This is a genomic window from Nocardia beijingensis NBRC 16342 (assembly GCF_001612785.1).
Lineage (GTDB): Bacteria > Actinomycetota > Actinomycetes > Mycobacteriales > Mycobacteriaceae > Nocardia > Nocardia beijingensis.
Genome location: NZ_BDBC01000007.1, coordinates 187,233 through 203,462, shown reverse-complemented (window position 1 = coordinate 203,462; position 16,230 = coordinate 187,233). Strand labels below are relative to the sequence as shown.

The window sequence follows — 16,230 nt, the reverse complement described above, 5'->3', positions numbered from 1 at the left end:
CGGTCAAGTCCGTCGCGGCACCTGCCGAACCATCCACAGTCCCACCAACATTCGCCCCCAGACCGGTCGACGCATCAACCGCACCCTCGAGCCCAGCCTGCACACCGGCACCGATACCCGTCGCCACATTGGCAGCGCCGCCCAGCCCCGCATCGACACCGGCGGAACTATCCACAGCCCCTCCCAGGTTCGCGCCCAGGCCGGTTGTCGCGTCGACGGCTCCTCCGAGGCCCGCACCGAGGCCCGTGGTGACATCAGCCGCGCCGTCCAGACCCGCACCGAGCCCGGCATCGACAGCACCCCCGATGCCCGCGCCGAGGTCGGTTGTCGCGTCGACGGCCCCTTCGAGTCCCGTACCCACACCGGTGCCGAGGTTCGCCACCCCGCCGATCGCGCTGTCGATACCCGCCGTGAGATCGGTCGCCGCACTCGCGGCTCCACCGAGTCCCGCACCCAGACCTGTGCCGACGTCAGCCGCACCACCCGAGTTCGCACCGAGACCGGTCGTCGCATCGATGGCACCGTCCAGACCACCACCTGCCTGGGCACCAGCTCCCAGCGCCCCATCCACGCCTGTGGCAAGGCCGCCCGCCGCATCGACAGCTCCGCCGAGACCCGCACCGAGACCCGTGGTGACATCAGCCGCGGCGTCCAGACCGGCACCGAGTCCCGTCGTCGCGTCCACAGCACCCTCCAGACCAGCGCCGAGCCCCGCGGTCACATCGGTGGCGGCGCCCAGGCCGCTTTCGAGGCCCGCACCGATACCGGTGGTGAGGTCCACCGCGCCACCGACCGTGCTATCCAGACCCGCTCCGAGACCGGTCGTCGCGTCGACAGCGCCCTCGAGACCCGCGCCGAGGCCCGAGGTCACGTCGGTCGCCGCGCCGAGACCGCCTTCCAGCCCCGCGTTCAATCCCGCGGAGATGTCCGTGGCGCCCTGCACAGCACCTCCCAGACCTGCGCCGACACCCGTGGTGATGTCCGCCGCGCCACCGATGGCGGTTTCCAGACCCGCTCCGAGGCCGGTCGTCGCATCGACAGCGCCTCCGATACCGGCGCCGAGACCCGCCCCGAGGTCAGCGCCCGTCTGCACAGCGCCACCGAGGCCTGCGGTCAGATCGCCCGCGGCGCCCGCCGCGCCTTCCAGGCCCGCGCCGATCCCGGTCGTCAAACCGGTCGTCGCGTCGATCACTCCGCCGAGGCCCGCGCCCAGATCCGCGCCCGCCTGCGCACCGGCGCCCAGAGCGCCTTCCAGGCCCGTGGTCAGACCGGTCGCGGCGTCCACCGCGCCTTCCAGCCCAGCGCCCAAGCCCGCCGCACCGTTCACCGCGCCTTCCAGGCCCGCGCCGAGGCCTGCGCCCGCGCCGATTGCCGCGTCGATGCCGGTGGAGAGGCCGGTGCCGAGTCCGGCGGCGATGTCTCCCGCGCCTTCGGCGTCCAGATCGAGGCCAGCGCCGATGCCGCTGATCACCTGAGCGCCTGCGCCGAGCAGGCCGCCGACGGCGGCGGACAGGTCGGCGCCCGCGTTCACCACGGTGTCGAGGCCCGCGGCCAGTCCCGCGCCGAGACCAGCGCCGATGTCCAGTCCGGTGTCGATCGCGGTGTTCAGTCCGGCGCCCACGTCGACGCCCGTTCCGACACCGAGGTCGACGTCGAGGCCGCCACCCGCACCGCCGCCGAGATCGACGCCGAGATCAGCGCCCAGATCGACTCCGGCGTCCGCCACCGCCGCCGCACCCACGGTGCCCGCCGCGCCGATCGCGGCGGCCGTGCCGGTCTGCGCGCCTGCCGCCACGATGGACTGCAACTGGGAGCCACCGGTGACCAGCGCCGACTCCGCGACCATCGGGGCGCAGAGGGCGATGTCCTCGGGGGTCACCGCGCTCAGGCCCGCGGCGGCCAGCGCCTGGGTCGGGTTGGCGCAGTATGCGACCGCGGCCTCTTGGTTCCGCAGCAGACCGAGGATGAACTCCAGAATCGCGTTGGGTGTCATGAGAATCTTCTCCTGAGTCCCGGCGGACCTCGCTGATCCGCAGTCGTTGGAATGCAAATCACGCTAGGAGCGCATCGCGTTACGCCGAAACGGGGCGAACCCCTACTACCGGCCGTGGCCACCCGATAGGGGTAAGAGCGAAATTAGGGGAAATTCCCTAATCGTCCCCCTAACGGAGTAACGGCGGATGCTCAGCAACCGACAGAACGGTTGCGTCGGCAACTACAACGCTCAGCGCACCAGCTCGATACACAGCAGCGACACCGGACCTGACAGCTTCTCGAACGGGGTTCACGTATGACACAGCGCCTGGCGCTCGGCATCACTGTCGGGGCGTCGAATTCGGTCGCCGTGGCGGCAACGGAGGATGGCGACGACGGCCTCGGCCCGTCCGGCGGCGGCTATCTACGCTCGCATCCGAGCGTGCTGCGGCTGTCGCCGGACATGGCGCCCACGCTCGGCGCGGGCGCTCGCTCCACCGGTCGCCATTCCAGCGACATCCTGCTGGAAGGATTTCTCGCCAGGGTCGGCGACCCGGTCGGCATCCTCGCCGAGGACGGCTCGTCCTATTCCGCTCCCGACCTGGTAGCGACCTCGATCGGCTGCCTGGTCGACGAGATCGCCGCCGAGACCGGACGCGGCGGCGTTCAGGCGACGGTCGCCTGCCACCCGGCGTGGTGGTCGCGGCACACCGTCGACATCCAGCGCGACGCACTCGAGCGGGCCGGGCTCGGCGATGTGACGCTGGTGCCTGAGCCGACCGCCGCGATCCGCTGGCTCGACGCGGCGCACGGCAGGACCGACGACGGCGCGGTGCTCGTCTTGGATCTCGGCGCCTCCGGCTCGACGGTTTCGGTGGTACGCACCGGTGAGCACGCCAGCCTGCTCGGCACACCGTTGCGCAGCACCGACGTCGCCGGCGCCGAATTCGATCTGCTGACCATGCGCTATGTCCTGGCTAATGCGGTGCTGGCCGCCGATTTCGATCCGTTCGATCCGATGGTGGAACGCGAATTATCGGCTTTGCGGGAACGCTGCCGGAAAGCGAAAGAAGAGCTTTCCATAAATACCGCGACCGTTGTTCCGGTGCGGTTGGACCCCGCGGATCCGCACGGAAGCACCGTGCGCCTGGTACGCGGGGAGCTGGAAGATCTGCTGCGCGGGCCGCTGCTGAGTGCGATGGACCTGATCCGCGACGCGGTGCACCGGGCCGGGCTCGACATCGGCGATGTCGGCCGCGTCCTGCTCACCGGAGGAGGCGGCGCGATCCCGCTGGTCGCCGAACTGGTCTCCTCCGAGTTCGGATTGCCCGTCGTGGCGGCTCCCGATCCCGAGCACACCACGGCGCGCGGCGCGGCGCTGCTGGCCGCCGATCTGCTCGCCGCCGAGACCGACCAACTTCCCTTGGTCGATCCGGTGGCCGAGGAGGAGACCGTGCCGCAGCCGCGAGCGCTTCCATCGGCGGGACTCGCGGCGCTGCCGGAGGAGCCCCCGGCGCGCAGGCGCGCACTGATCAGCCGCCGGCGCATGGCGGTGGTGGCCGGTGTCGCGGTCGCCATCGGCCTGCTGGCCACCGGCACGCTCGCCCTCGGCACCGGCATCCAGTCCGGCTCGGACAATCCCGGGTCGACCGAGCGGTCCACCACCGGCGCCGCCCAAGTCGCCGCGACCACGGGAGCGCAGCCGAACGATCCCTCCGCTCCGTCCGGCGTCGCCGCGACGGACTCGGCGAACGCAACCGGCCGGCCGAAGTCGAGGACCGAAGCTCCGCAGGCCGGCTCGCCTTCGTCGGCGGCTCAGGGCACCACCGTGGCTGTGGTGCAGAACGAGCAGAATCACGATCAACCCGCCCCGGTTCCAGCGGATACCCCGGCGCAGCAATCCGCTCCGCAGCCGCAACCCCAACAGCCTTCCCCCGCACCCGCACCCGCACCCGCACCCGCGCCCGCACCGACCAACCCGCCCGCGCCGACCCAGCAGCAGCCCCGTCCCACGGTGCCGAGCGCACCGAGCCTGCCGACCGGCGTGCTCGGCGACACCCTCGGCACGGTGTTGCGCGCTCCCGGAGAGGTCCTGGGAGGCTCCGGTGGCTGATCACGCCTTCGACACCCTTCCCTGTGCCCGCGACATCTTCCGCGATCTCGATTCCGCCGACGACCAACCGGTGGTCTACCTGATCCGCGGCCGGTCCCAGACCGGCAAGTCGACACTGCTCGGGGAGATCCGCGCTCGGCTGCGCGCTCGCGGCGTCCCGTTGCAGGACGACATCGCCGCGCTCCAGCACGCGCACGCGCGCAACGGCGCGCATCCGGTGACCCGCACGCCGAACCCGGGCGGCACGGCAGGCGTCACGACCGATACCGCCCGCCCGGCCCTGATCATCGACAACGCCCACACACTGAGCCGGCTCGATCTCGAATATCTCTGCAACGCCGTGGAATCCGGGCATCGCACGATGGTGATCGCCACCCAGCCGCGCCCGCACGACCCGCGGCTGCGGATGCTCGCCGACGCGGTCGCCCGGCGCGGTCGCGTCGTCGACCTGCGTCCGCTCGGCGTCGCGGACATGGCCCCGTTCGCCAGGGAGCTGGGCATGATGGTGCCGCGCCAGGTCGCGCAGCACATCCATGTGCAGACCGCGGGTATTCGCGGCGGCGTGGTGGCCGCGCTCACGGCCGCCTGCTCGGCGCGGCTGGACGCGGGCATCGCCGCCGTCGACACGGCCGTCGCCACGTGGGCGCGCGGGCTGCTGGACAACCTGGAGCCCGACCTGCTGGAGACCTTGGTGGTCGCCACCACGGGCACGGGCCTGGATTCCAGTGAACTCACCGAGGTGCTCGGCGTCGAGCAGGCCGTCGCGCAGGAGTTGATCGACCGAGCCAGGGCCAGCGCCCTGGTGACCGATGCCGACCTGCTGCTCGAGCCCGCCGTCGCCCCGCTGCGCACACTGCTCGGCGACCGCAGGTTCGTCGCGGTCGAGCGCCGGTTGCTCAGCGCCAGGCTGGAGGCGGGCCTGCTGCGCGACCGCACCGCGTTGCAATTGGCCGAGTCCGGCGTCCGCGATCCCCGGCTGGCCGACTTCCTCGTCGCCGCCGCCGGGCAGGCGGGCCGCGACGCGGTTCGCTATTACGCCGCCGCGGCGGCCGCGGGCGCCGAACTGGATCTGATCGCGCTGCGCTGGGCCGAGGCGGCCGCGAGGACCGGCGACGGCGACACCGCCATGCGGCTGGCCGAGCCGATGCTGGCGCGCTCGGGCAGCACCGGCGCTGAACTCGCGACGGCGGTGCGGATCTGCGCGGCGGTGCTCACCCGGCGCGGGCTGGTCGGTCGCGCGGCGCAGCTGTACACGTGGCTCGGCGGGCACCGGGTCGGCCCGGACTGGGCGGTCGGCGCCACAGTGTTGTGCCTGGCGGGCGACGTCGCGGGCGCGCGGGAGATGTCGGCGTCGGCGACGAAGTGGCCGCCCACCGAGGCGGGCGCGCACGCGCGCTTGATCGCGACCGCGCTCGCGGACACCATCGAACCGGGCAACAACACCGCGGCGGCGGTATCGGCGCTGGTCCAGGCCGCCCACGCGGACGCGGGCGTGGACCGCTTCCTGCCGTGCACGGCGGCCTCGATCGCCACGCTGCTCTCCCTCGGCACCGGCGAGCCCCGTCGTGCCCAGGACGCGCTGCGACGGGCCGCCGCGAGCGGGCTGCGCTGCCATCAGCTCGACGTGCTCGCGGCCTGGACGGCCATGCTGGGCGGCGACGAGCGCGCCGCCGCCGCCACCGTCGCCGCGCTCGACCACGACCGGCTCGACATGCGCGACCGCCTGCTGGCGCACGGCGTCGCGGTCGGCCTGGCCCGGCGCAGCGGCGATCACACCGCGCTGGCTCGCGCGTGGCAGGCGGCGTATCCGCTGTTCGACGACGTGCAGGCCGATCTGCTCGCGCTGCTGCCGATCGGCGAACTGTGGCTGGCCGCCATCCGGATGCGCGACGAACGCCGGATCACGCCCCTGGTGGACGCCGCGCTCGCGCTGCTGCGCCGCTTGAACGATCCACCCGCATGGTCCAACGCCTTCCACTGGTACGGCGTGCAGGCCGCGATCGCGCACGAAAGCCCAGAGGAGCTGCTGCCGCACGCGCGCGCGTTGAAGGCCGCGGCCGAGGCGGGCGACCGGCACGCCGCCGTGCTGGCCGACGCGGGCCGCACCTGGGTGCTCGTACTGCGCGGCCAGGTCGTCAGCGCGCCGGTGCACGCGGCGGTCGCCGCCCTCACCGAGATCGGCATGACCTGGGACGGCGCCAGGCTGGCCAGCGAGGCGGCGCTCGCGACGCCCGACTCGGCGACGGCCACCGCGCTGCTCAAACTGGCCAGGACGGTGCGCGCCGACGCCCGTCCGCAGGAGCCGCAGCCTCGTCCGGCGGCACCGGCGGCGCACAACGGCGACGCCCCGCCGCCGCCCGTGCCGCCGCAGGCCGCGATCCTCAGCGAACGGGAACGCGAAGTGGCGGAGCTGGTTCTGCTCGGGCTCACCTATCGCGAGATCGGTGCGCGCCTGTACATTTCGGCGAAGACGGTCGAGCACCACGTCGCGCGCATCAGACGCCGGGTCGGTGCCCGTTCCCGTTCGGAGTTATTGTCGATGCTCCGCGCCATGGGACACGGTTCGCTTCTGGTGTGACCGGGTGCGGTTCCGTCAGCGGGAACGCCGAAGCGAGGTAGGTGAGGATGGCCACTGGGGTTGGCCTGCGCGTCGCCGACGACGAGTGCACGGCGGTCATCGTCACCGACGGTGACGAGCAGCCGAGGTACATCGTCCGTGAGTCGGTGCTGCACATGTCCGACGACGGTGACGCCGAACTGGGTGGTCCTCCTCCCACCGGCGATGCCCACTCGATCAGCGGCTTCGTGGCCGCCGTCGGCGACCCCGCGGGTATCCCGGTCGACGACGGTGAGGCCTACCGCGCCGAAGACCTCGTCGCGACCGCCTTGTTCTGCCTGATCAACCTGGCCGCCGAGCATCTCAGCGGAGCCGCGGAGTTCTACGCGACGCATCCGGCGGATTGGCCCGCCGAGCAGGTGCGTTCGCTGCGGGACGCGCTGGACTACCTGGGTCTGCGCTCGGTGCTGCTGGTCAGCGAGGGTGAGCTGCCGAGCGCGGCGACCGGAGCCGATGGCAGGTCCTTCGCCCACGACGCGGCCAGAGGGGCGCTGGCGGCCGTGCTCGCCACCCCGGCCGGGGCCACCCCGCCGGACCCGACCACCGCGGAGAACTCGACGGTGGACACCATCGTCATCCCCGCCGTGCCCGCCGCCGACGCGCAGCCGCAGGCGTATTCGGCGGCCATCCCGGTCGCCGAGACGCTCGTGGCCGCGGAACCTGAGCAGCTCGAGAAGCAGCCGCCGCCAATGGTTCCCGCGCCGCGCTCGAAGCGCACGCCGCTGCTGATCGCGGGCGCGGCGGTGATCGGCCTTGTGCTCGGCGGCATCGTGGTGGCCATGCTGTTCCGCGACGGCGGCGAGACGCCGGTGCCGCCGCTGCCCGACGCCAAGTCCGAGCCGACCTCGGTGCTGCCTGCCCCGCCGCCGGTCGTGACCAGCACGACCACGACGACCACCGAGCCGCCCGAGCCGCCGGTGGTGATCACCGAGACCACGACGCCGGAGCCGACCACCACCCCGCCGACCACCACCCCGCCGCCGACCACGACGACGCCGAGCACCACCACGCGCACCTCGACGACGCGATCCACCACGCCGTCGACCAACCCGTTCGGTCAGCAGCTGCCGCAGATTCCCACCATCCCCGGAATGGGAATACCGGGTAGTCGGTGATTAGTAGCGTCCTTCTCGGGTTTGTGGCTTAGAGTGTTGCGCTGACCGGGTTGTCGGATGAATTTCCACACACCGGTCGGTTGCTGGACGAAGACTGTGTGCCAACGGATTCTGCCCGTGGCCACGGATTTAGCTGGCACGTGCGTGCCGACGAAGGGACTTCATGCGCAAGTTGGTGGCGCGTCGCGCCGCGGTCAAGGCTGTCGCCATCGCATCGACCGTTCTCCTGGCTCCCTTGTTCGGCACGACCACCGCCTCGGCGGTACCCGAGGCCCCGGCACAGCTCGCGGCGGACACTCTCCCACCGGAACTCGTGCAGGCCATCGCACGCGATCTGAAGATGACCCCCACCGAGTACCTCGACCGCGCCGCGCGGGCCCAGCAGCTGCGCGACTACGCGCGCGAGTTCCGTTCGGAGCGGCCGGATTCCTACGCGGGCGCCTGGATCGGCGCCGACGGCAAGCCCGTCATGGCGGTCACCTCGCTGGACGCCGCCAAGATCGCCGCGGCCGACGGCTACCAGACCCGGCTGGCCCCCGTGTCGGCGGACAGCCTGGAGAGCTCGCTGGTGCAGCTCAACCAGTGGATCACCGGCCTGCCGCGCGAGATCTCGCAGGCGATCAACTCCGTGGCCATCGACTTCCTGAACAGCCAATTGGTGCTCAGCGTCGCCAACACCCCCGCGGGCCACATGCTCAACCTGCCGACGCTCCTGGCGAACATCAAGGTCATCCTGTCGCCGAACAGCGGCGGCCCGGTCGAGCGCAGGCCGATGGGCGGCGACACCTACATCAGCGCACCCGGTTCGCTCCAGGACTCGTCCCTGCGCGCCGTCGACGTGTGCTCGTTCGGGTTCAACAGCATCGACGCTTCCGGCAACGCGCTGAACATCAGTGCGGGCCACTGCGATCCGAACCTGGGCAAGGGCAACCAGGAGGCGGGCGTCTACCTGCCGAACGTCCGGGACATCCCGGCCAGCCCCGAACTGGGCACCTTCGTGCGCGCCTCGCTGGGCGGCCAGTCCGCGCTGGACTACTCGGTGATCAAGCTGAACGAGCGCGCGGTGCGGGCCGGCATGGACCAGCCCTCGGTGCGCGGCGCCAACGGCACCACGCTGGCGATCACCGGCACCGCCGACCCGATCACCGGAGCCCCGGTCTGCAAGTCGGGTCAGTCGTCCACCTTCACCTGCGGCTTCGTCGTGGCCGATCGGGTGGAGACCCAGCTCTACACCGCGGAGGGCGAGAGCAAGACCGTGCGCGGGTTCGCCAGCTCGGCCTGTACGCTCGGCGGCGACAGCGGCGGCGCGATCGTGTCCGGCACGCTGGCGCTCGGCATCACCAGCGGGTCGAACGCGGCGGACGCGCCGAACTGCAACGAGGCCAACATCGCCCTCGCGCAGTACGGCGGCACCGCCTCGCTCGGCATCCCGATCCGGGCGATCCTGGCCGACATCGACGCCTCTTCCGGCGGCGGAATCGGCAGCGGCATCACCGTGCGCACCCGGCCGAACGCGAGCTGAGCGCAGAGCCGTTCGGTGTGTCGATCGGCATATCGCCGGTCGGCGGGCTATGAGGGAGTCGGGAACCACAAGATGAGTAGGCATACCGCGTCAAACCCCATATAGTCTGCTCATGCTCCTGCCACGTATAGGACCTCCCCGCTCGACTGCGCGACAGACCGTAATCCGAAAGACAGTGATCGCCGCCTCGGCGGCGATACTGCTGTTCGGGCCCACCGCGGCAGTGGCGACGGCTCAACCCGACCAGGCTCCCGGCCTGCCCGCCGACCTGGCCGCCGCGGTGACCCGCGATCTGAAGATCTCGCCCGACGAGTACCTGCATCGTGCGGAGCTGGCGCAGCAGGTGGCCGCGTTCGCCACCACCGCCCAGCGGCAGTACCCGGCCGTGTTCGGCGGCTCCTGGCTGGACGACGCTGGCAAGGCGGTCGTGGCGCTGGCGCAGGGCCCCGGCGCGGACGAGGCGAAGAAGGCCGCCGAGTCGGCCGGTTTCGAGGTCCGCAACGTCGCCAAGAGCGAAGCGACCCTGCGCGGCGAGAAGAGCGCGTTCGAGCGCTGGCTGGAAGGCCAGCCGGAGGCGGTGCGTTCGCTGGTGCGTGGCGCGGTGGTGGACACCGTCAACAACGCGATCGCGGTCCGCGTGGATCAGGCGGGCCTGCCGATGCCGAACTTCATCGACCCGGCGCGCGTCATCGTGATGGCACCGCCGGTGGCCGGCGAGCAGGGCACGTTGCAGGCCGGTGACATCGCCGGCGACGCGCGCGGCGCGCTCGCGGGCGGCGACGGCTTCGCCTCGGTGGCCGGACGCAGCTCGCTGCGCTGCTCGCTCGGCTTCAACGGCACCGACCGCAACGGCAACACGGTGAACATCACCGCGGGCCACTGCAACCCCGACATCCCGTCCGCGGGCAGCGGCAACGCCGCGGGCGTCTACGAGATGAACGGCGACCGCCTCGGCGCGCAGCTGGGCGTCTTCCAGAAGTCCGTGCTCGGTGCGCAGGACTACTCGATCATCCGGGTCAACGACCAGGCCAAGGACCGCTTCGCCAACAACGGCGTCCGCGCGCCCGGCGCCGCTCCGATCCCGGTCGAAGGCGTGGCGACCCCGGTGGTCGGCGCTCCGGTGTGCAAGTCCGGCGCGCGCACCGGCTTCAGCTGCGGCGTGGTCAACGCCGTCGACCAGACCGTGCAGGTCGGCGACCGCGAGCTCACCCAGAGCTTCTCGGCCAACATCTGCGCGCTGCCCGGCGACAGCGGCGGCCCGATCGTGACCGGCCGCTTGGCGCTCGGCATCTCCAGCGCGTCGTCGGTGGCCGACTACCCGATCTGCGAGATCCCGAACCTGATCGGCGCGCTCACCGGTAACGTGCCGCAGCTGTTCGCGCAGCCGGTGCACGTGGTGCTCTCGGACAACCCGGGCCTGCGCATTCGCACCAACTGACCGCGGGAACGCGCGAGAGGCCGGCAGCGTCGAGCTGCCGGCCTTTCGCCGTCTCAGGGGCTTTCCACTGCCCTTACGCGGCCCGCCGCGGGGAAACGCCCCATGGCATGCGGCAGCGGTCCGGCATCCTGGACCGCATGTGTTTGGTGTTGATCGGCTGGCGCGCGCACCCGGAATACCGGTTGATCGTCGCGGCCAACCGGGACGAGTTCTACACCCGTCCGACCGAGTCCATGCGCTGGTGGCCGGAAGCGCCCGGTCTGCTCGCCGGACGCGACACCGGGGCCGTCGGCCGGGCGGAAGGCGAACCGCCGGGAACCTGGCTCGGTCTGAGCACCCACCCGCACGGCGACAATCGTTTCGCCGCCGTCACGAACGTGCGCGACCCCGCCGATCAACGTCTCGACGCCCGTTCTCGCGGCGCGTTGCTGATGGACTTCCTGCGCGGCGCCTCCGACCGCGGCCGGGCGGGCGAGTTCCCCGGCCCGGAGAAGTACGTGCTCGACGTCGCCGCCGCTCCCGACGACTACAACGGCTACAACCTGGTGGTCTCGGACCTGCGCACGCTGTGGTGGCACTCCAACCGCAGCGCCGCGGAACCACGCGAACTCGCGGCGGGCTTCCACGGGCTCTCCAACGGCACTTTCGTCACCTCGGCTGGCCCGAGCCTGCGCGAGGCCGATCTGATGGCGCCACAGCCCATCTGGCCCAAGGTACGGGCGGGTGTGCGCGGGCTGCGCGAGGTCGTGCGCACCGAGCCGGGAGCGGTGGACCGCTATTTCGAGGTGCTGGCCGACCGCACCGAAGCCGCCGACGAGGAGTTGCCGCACACGGGCGTGCCGCACGAGATGGAGCGGGCGCTGTCGGCGAGGTTCGTCGCGCACACCGTGCACGGCACACGCGCGAGCACGGTGCTGATCGTCCGCGAGGACGGGACATTCGACATGGTGGAGCGCTCCTTCGGCCCGCTGGGCGAGGAACGGGGCGAGAACGTCGTGCGCGGCCTGCTGGATCTGGCCGGATGAACGACGGCGGCCCGCCCTCCGAGGAGAGCGGGCCGCCGAGGATCTATGGGTGGGACCGAGGGCTTACTTCGGTTCGCTCGGCTTGTCCGCCCACTTGGTGGTGCCATCCGGCGCCTGCAGCGTGTTCACCAGGTCGATGCCGGCGACGAGCAGAGCCGGACCGCCGATGGCGACCGTGCCGAGGATGCCGCCGATGCCGGCGCCCGCGATCGCGGCCGGGATGCAGCCGACGCCGAGGAACGGCAGGCCGAGGATGCAGCCGATCACCGCGCCACCGATGACGCCGATGGCGGTGCCGAGGAAGCCGCCGACGGCCGTCGCGATGCCGAACTGGCTGGCGAACTCGTTCTGCGCGCGCTGGTTCTCGATCGGCGACGCGATCGGCTGCGCGACGACGTTGACCGCGTTGAGCGGCTTGTCCTTGGGCACGTTGACGTTGACGCCCTGCTCAGGCGTCAGCTCGAGCACCGTGTTGTCTTCCTTCACGACCGGCTTCACCGGAACGACGGTGTCGGCGACCTTGAAGGCGATCGGCAGGGTGAGGACCGCGTTGCCCTCCGAGTCCTTGATCCGGTAGACGTCGTCTTCCTTGACGTCCTCGGAGGACTTGGCCAGCTCGAACGTTCCCCCCTTGAGCGTCGTCACGACGGTCTTCTCCACCAGCTTGACCGAGTACCGGATCGGGTCGGGCGTAGCAGCGGCCGGCTCGGCATGGGCGGTCCCCAATCCGATGGTCATCGCACCGATGACCATCGCGGCCGCCGCGGTGGTTCTGCGGAGATTCAATTCAGTTTCCAATCCATCATCAGGTCGTACGTCACCACTGGTCATCAGCACGCGAGAGCTCTGTACAGCAAATCCGGGTGGTCGGCTCCGGATCCTCCCCGAGCAGTGTGAAGACGGTCGCGGCAATCAGAACGTCGTGAGCCTAATAGACCGTCGCGTTTTAAGCGAGATCCCTTATCAGGCATGGGGACTAAGCCAATCCTTACCGACTGGACGGAATGCTTCGCCGTTTACGGTGGTGGTCGGCTACTCGCCAGCACGATCGGCGGAATTACTGTGAGATTGATCACAGGTAAATAGACGGTCAAGCCCCAGCATATGGGGCTATAGCCGAAAAGCCGATCGTACGATGGACATGGTTGTTACTGGCGGGTAACTTACTGCCAGTTAGGATACGAGCGAACCGAGACGGTAGCGGAACAAGCCGCACTCGGGGTGCCTCTAAAGAAAGGTCGCGACATGAATGCCCTGACAGTGACGCTGGGCACGATTGGGGCGACGCTCAGCCTCTTGTGTTGGGCGTCGTTCATCGGCGGCGTCCGCGATATCGCGCGCGCCATCATGGTCGGACAGCCCGCGCCGGACCGCTGGCGACCCTTCTTCCCGCGCTTCAAACAGATGCTCGTGGAGTTCATCGCGCACACGCGGATGAACAAATTCCGCACCGTCGGCTGGGCGCACTGGCTGGTGATGATCGGCTTCATCGGCGGAGCCATCCTGTGGTTCGAGGCGTACGGGCAGACCTTCGACCCGGCGTTCCACTGGCCGATCATCGGCAACCTGGCGATCTACCACCTGTGGGACGAGATCCTCGGCATCGGCACCGTGGTCGGCATCCTGACGCTGATCGTCCTGCGCCAGCTCAACCACCCCCGGGTGCCGGAGCGGCTGTCCCGGTTCAGCGGTTCCAAGTTCGGCCCCGCCTACGTCATCGAGGCGATCGTCCTGCTCGAGGGCCTCGGCATGATCTTCGTGAAGGCGGGCAAGATCGCCGCCTACGGCCACTCCGACCCGGCCACCGACTTCTTCACCATGCAGGTGGCCAAGCTGCTGCCCGCGAACACCACCATGGTGGCGCTGTTCGCCTTCGTGAAGCTGATGTCCGGTATGGCGTTCCTGTACTACGTCGGCCGCAACGTCACCTGGGGCGTGGCCTGGCACCGCTTCTCGGCGTTCTTCAACATCTACTTCAAGCGTGAGGAAGACGGCGGCGTCGCGCTTGGCGCGGCCAAGCCGATGATGTCCAAGGGCAAGCCGGTCGACATGGAGACCGCCGACCCGGACACCGACACCTTCGGCGCCGGCCGGATCGAGGACTTCTCCTGGAAGGGCTGGCTGGACTTCACCACCTGCACCGAGTGCGGCCGCTGCCAGTCGCAGTGCCCGGCCTGGAACACCGGCAAGCCGCTGTCGCCGAAGCTGCTGATCATGTCGCTGCGCGACCACGGGTACGCCAAGGCCCCCTACCTGCTGGCCGGTGGCCGCAAGGACCTGGGCGGCGAGGAGATCGGCCTGGTCGACGCCGATGGCAACCCGAACGAGGCGAAGCTGGCCAAGATCTCCGAGGCCGCCAAGGCCGAGGCGGAGCGGCCGCTGGTCGGCGGCGCCGACGTCAACGGCATCATCGACCCCGAGGTGCTGTGGAGCTGCACCACCTGCGGCGCGTGCGTCGAGCAGTGCCCGGTGGACATCGAGCACGTCGACCACATCATCGACATGCGCCGCTACCAGGTGCTGATCGAGTCGGAGTTCCCCTCCGAGCTGGCCGGTCTGTTCAAGAACCTGGAGAACAAGGGCAACCCCTGGGGCCAGAACGCCAAGGACCGGCTCAACTGGATCAACGAGCTCGATTTCCAGATCCCGGTCTTCGGCCAGGACGCCGACAGCTTCGACGGCTACGAGTACCTGTTCTGGGTCGGCTGTGCGGGCGCCTACGAGGACCGCGCCAAGAAGACCACCAAGGCCGTCGCCGAGTTGCTCGCCACCGCGGGCGTGAAGTTCATGGTGCTCGGCGCCGAGGAGACCTGCACCGGCGACTCCGCTCGCCGCGCGGGCAACGAGTTCCTGTTCCAGCAACTGGCCCAGCAGAACATCGAGCTGCTGAACTCGGTGTTCGACGGCGTCGAAGACCGCAAGAAGAAGATCGTCGTCACCTGCGCCCACTGCTTCAACGCGCTGAACAACGAATATCCGCAGGTCGGCGGCACCTATGAGGTCGTGCACCACACCCAGCTGCTCAACCGCCTGGTGCGGCAGAAGCAGCTGATCCCGGTGAACTCGGTGTCGCAGAAGGTCACCTACCACGACCCCTGCTACCTGGGCCGCCACAACAAGATCTACAACGCGCCGCGTGAGCTGATGGCCGCGTCCGGCTCCAACCTGGTGGAGATGCCGCGCCACGGCGAGCGGTCCATGTGCTGCGGCGCCGGTGGCGCGCGGATGTGGATGGAAGAGCAGCTCGGCAAGCGCGTCAACATCGACCGCGTGGACGAGGCGCTGACCACCTCCCCGGCGAAGATCGCGACCGGCTGCCCGTTCTGCCGCGTGATGCTCACCGACGGCGTCACCGCGCGTCAGGAGAAGGGCGAGGGCGAAGGCGTCGAGGTGGTGGACGTCGCCCAGCTGATGCTGGATGCCATCGAGCGCGTCGAGCCCGCGGTGCTCACCGAGAACCTGACCGTCATCCAGGAGCCCAAGGCGCCCGAGGCGGAGCCCGAGCCGGAACCGGAGCCCGAACCGGCCCCGACCGCAGAGGCTTCCGCGCCGGCGAAGGCCGCGCCGAGTGGCGGCGGTCTGGCGATGAAGGGCCCGGCCAAGGCGCCCGGTGGTGGCGGTCTCGCCATGAAGGGCCCGGCGAAGGCACCCGGTGGCCTGGGCATGAAGGGTGCGGCCAAAGCGCCCGGCGCCAAGGCTCCCGACGCCGAATCGGCGGAGACCGAAGCCGCGTCGGCTCCCGCCGCTCCGGCCAAGGGTCTCGCCATGAAGGGTCCGGGGAAGGCGCCCGGTGGTCTGGGGATGAAGGGTGGAGCCAAGGCACCCGGTGCCAAGGCCGCCGCTTCCCCCGCCGCCGAAGCTCCGGCCGAGGCTCCCGCAACCGAAGCTGCCGAGGCCAAGCCGGTCAAGGGCTTGGGCATGAAGGGCGGCGCGAAGGCGCCCGGTGGTGGTCTCGCCATGAAGGGCGCGGCCAAGGCACCTGGCGCGAAGGCTACGGCGGCTCCTGCGGCCGAGGCCGCGCCCGCCGAAGCGGCTGCGGAACCAGCCGAGGCGAAGTCGGCCGAAGCGGTTACGGAAACGGCCGAAACCGGCCCAACCGAGACCAAGCCGACGGTGCCCGCCAAGGGTCTGGCCATGAAGTCCGGCTTCAAGCGGCCCGGCCCCAAGGCCCCCGGCAAGGCGGCAGCGGCCCCGAAGGACGCGGCTCCCGCCGAACCGGCTCCCGCGGAGCAGGCTCCCGTCGCGGAAGCTCCCGTCGCAGAAGCTTCCGCCGCGCAGCCCGAACCCGCCGCCGAACCGGAGCAGTCCAACGGCGCGAGCGGCAACGGCGCATCCGAAGTCGCGCCGCCCACCGCCAAGCCGGGCGGTCTCGGCTTCAAGGCCGGCGCGAAGGCGCCGGGCCGCAAGAGCTGAGCCGGGATAGCGG

Annotated in this window: 9 protein-coding genes; 7 read left to right on the top strand and 2 right to left on the bottom strand. The window is 70.7% G+C overall.

Features of this window, described 5'->3' with window-relative positions:
* Positions 1-1,993, bottom strand: a 1,993-nt coding sequence (locus NB3_RS03900) for an IniB N-terminal domain-containing protein (RefSeq protein ID WP_067796535.1), incomplete at its 3' end; no start/stop codon positions are given.
* A gap of 297 nt (positions 1,994-2,290) precedes the next feature.
* Here NB3_RS03900 and NB3_RS03895 point away from each other — a divergent pair.
* The 6 genes from NB3_RS03895 (at position 2,291) to NB3_RS03870 (ending at position 11,804) form a co-directional block, all read left to right on the top strand.
* The gene (locus NB3_RS03895; protein WP_084485727.1) at positions 2,291-4,087 is read left to right on the top strand and encodes an Hsp70 family protein; all 1,797 of its coding nucleotides are present in this window, start codon (positions 2,291-2,293) and stop codon (positions 4,085-4,087) included.
* The gene (locus NB3_RS03890; RefSeq protein WP_067796533.1) at positions 4,080-6,665 is read left to right on the top strand and encodes a LuxR C-terminal-related transcriptional regulator; all 2,586 of its coding nucleotides are present in this window, start codon (positions 4,080-4,082) and stop codon (positions 6,663-6,665) included. The genes NB3_RS03895 and NB3_RS03890 overlap by 8 nt, the downstream gene beginning before the upstream one ends.
* A gap of 47 nt (positions 6,666-6,712) precedes the next feature.
* The gene (locus NB3_RS03885; RefSeq protein WP_067796529.1) at positions 6,713-7,819 is read left to right on the top strand and encodes a hypothetical protein; all 1,107 of its coding nucleotides are present in this window, start codon (positions 6,713-6,715) and stop codon (positions 7,817-7,819) included.
* 163 nt (positions 7,820-7,982) lie between these two features.
* Entirely contained in the window at positions 7,983-9,341 is a 1,359-nt protein-coding gene (locus NB3_RS03880; RefSeq protein ID WP_067796526.1) for a S1 family peptidase, read from the top strand.
* Between the two features lie 112 nt (positions 9,342-9,453).
* The gene (locus NB3_RS03875) at positions 9,454-10,779 is read left to right on the top strand and encodes a S1 family peptidase (protein WP_067796523.1); all 1,326 of its coding nucleotides are present in this window, start codon (positions 9,454-9,456) and stop codon (positions 10,777-10,779) included.
* A 137-nt stretch (positions 10,780-10,916) separates the two neighbouring features.
* Complete coding sequence (locus NB3_RS03870; protein WP_067796617.1) at positions 10,917-11,804, top strand: NRDE family protein; 888 nt, start codon at positions 10,917-10,919, stop codon at positions 11,802-11,804.
* Between the two features lie 63 nt (positions 11,805-11,867).
* Here the strand turns inward: NB3_RS03870 and NB3_RS03865 are convergent, their stop codons facing one another.
* Positions 11,868-12,590 carry a DUF8020 domain-containing protein gene (locus NB3_RS03865; protein WP_084485725.1) on the bottom strand — a complete coding sequence of 241 codons (723 nt, stop codon included), beginning with the start codon at positions 12,588-12,590 and terminating at the stop codon, positions 11,868-11,870.
* Positions 12,591-13,049: 459 nt separating this feature from the next.
* On the opposite strand from NB3_RS03865, the gene NB3_RS03860 reads away from it, so the two are divergent.
* Entirely contained in the window at positions 13,050-16,217 is a 3,168-nt protein-coding gene (locus NB3_RS03860) for a (Fe-S)-binding protein (protein ID WP_067796520.1), read from the top strand.
* Positions 16,218-16,230 lie beyond the last annotated feature (13 nt).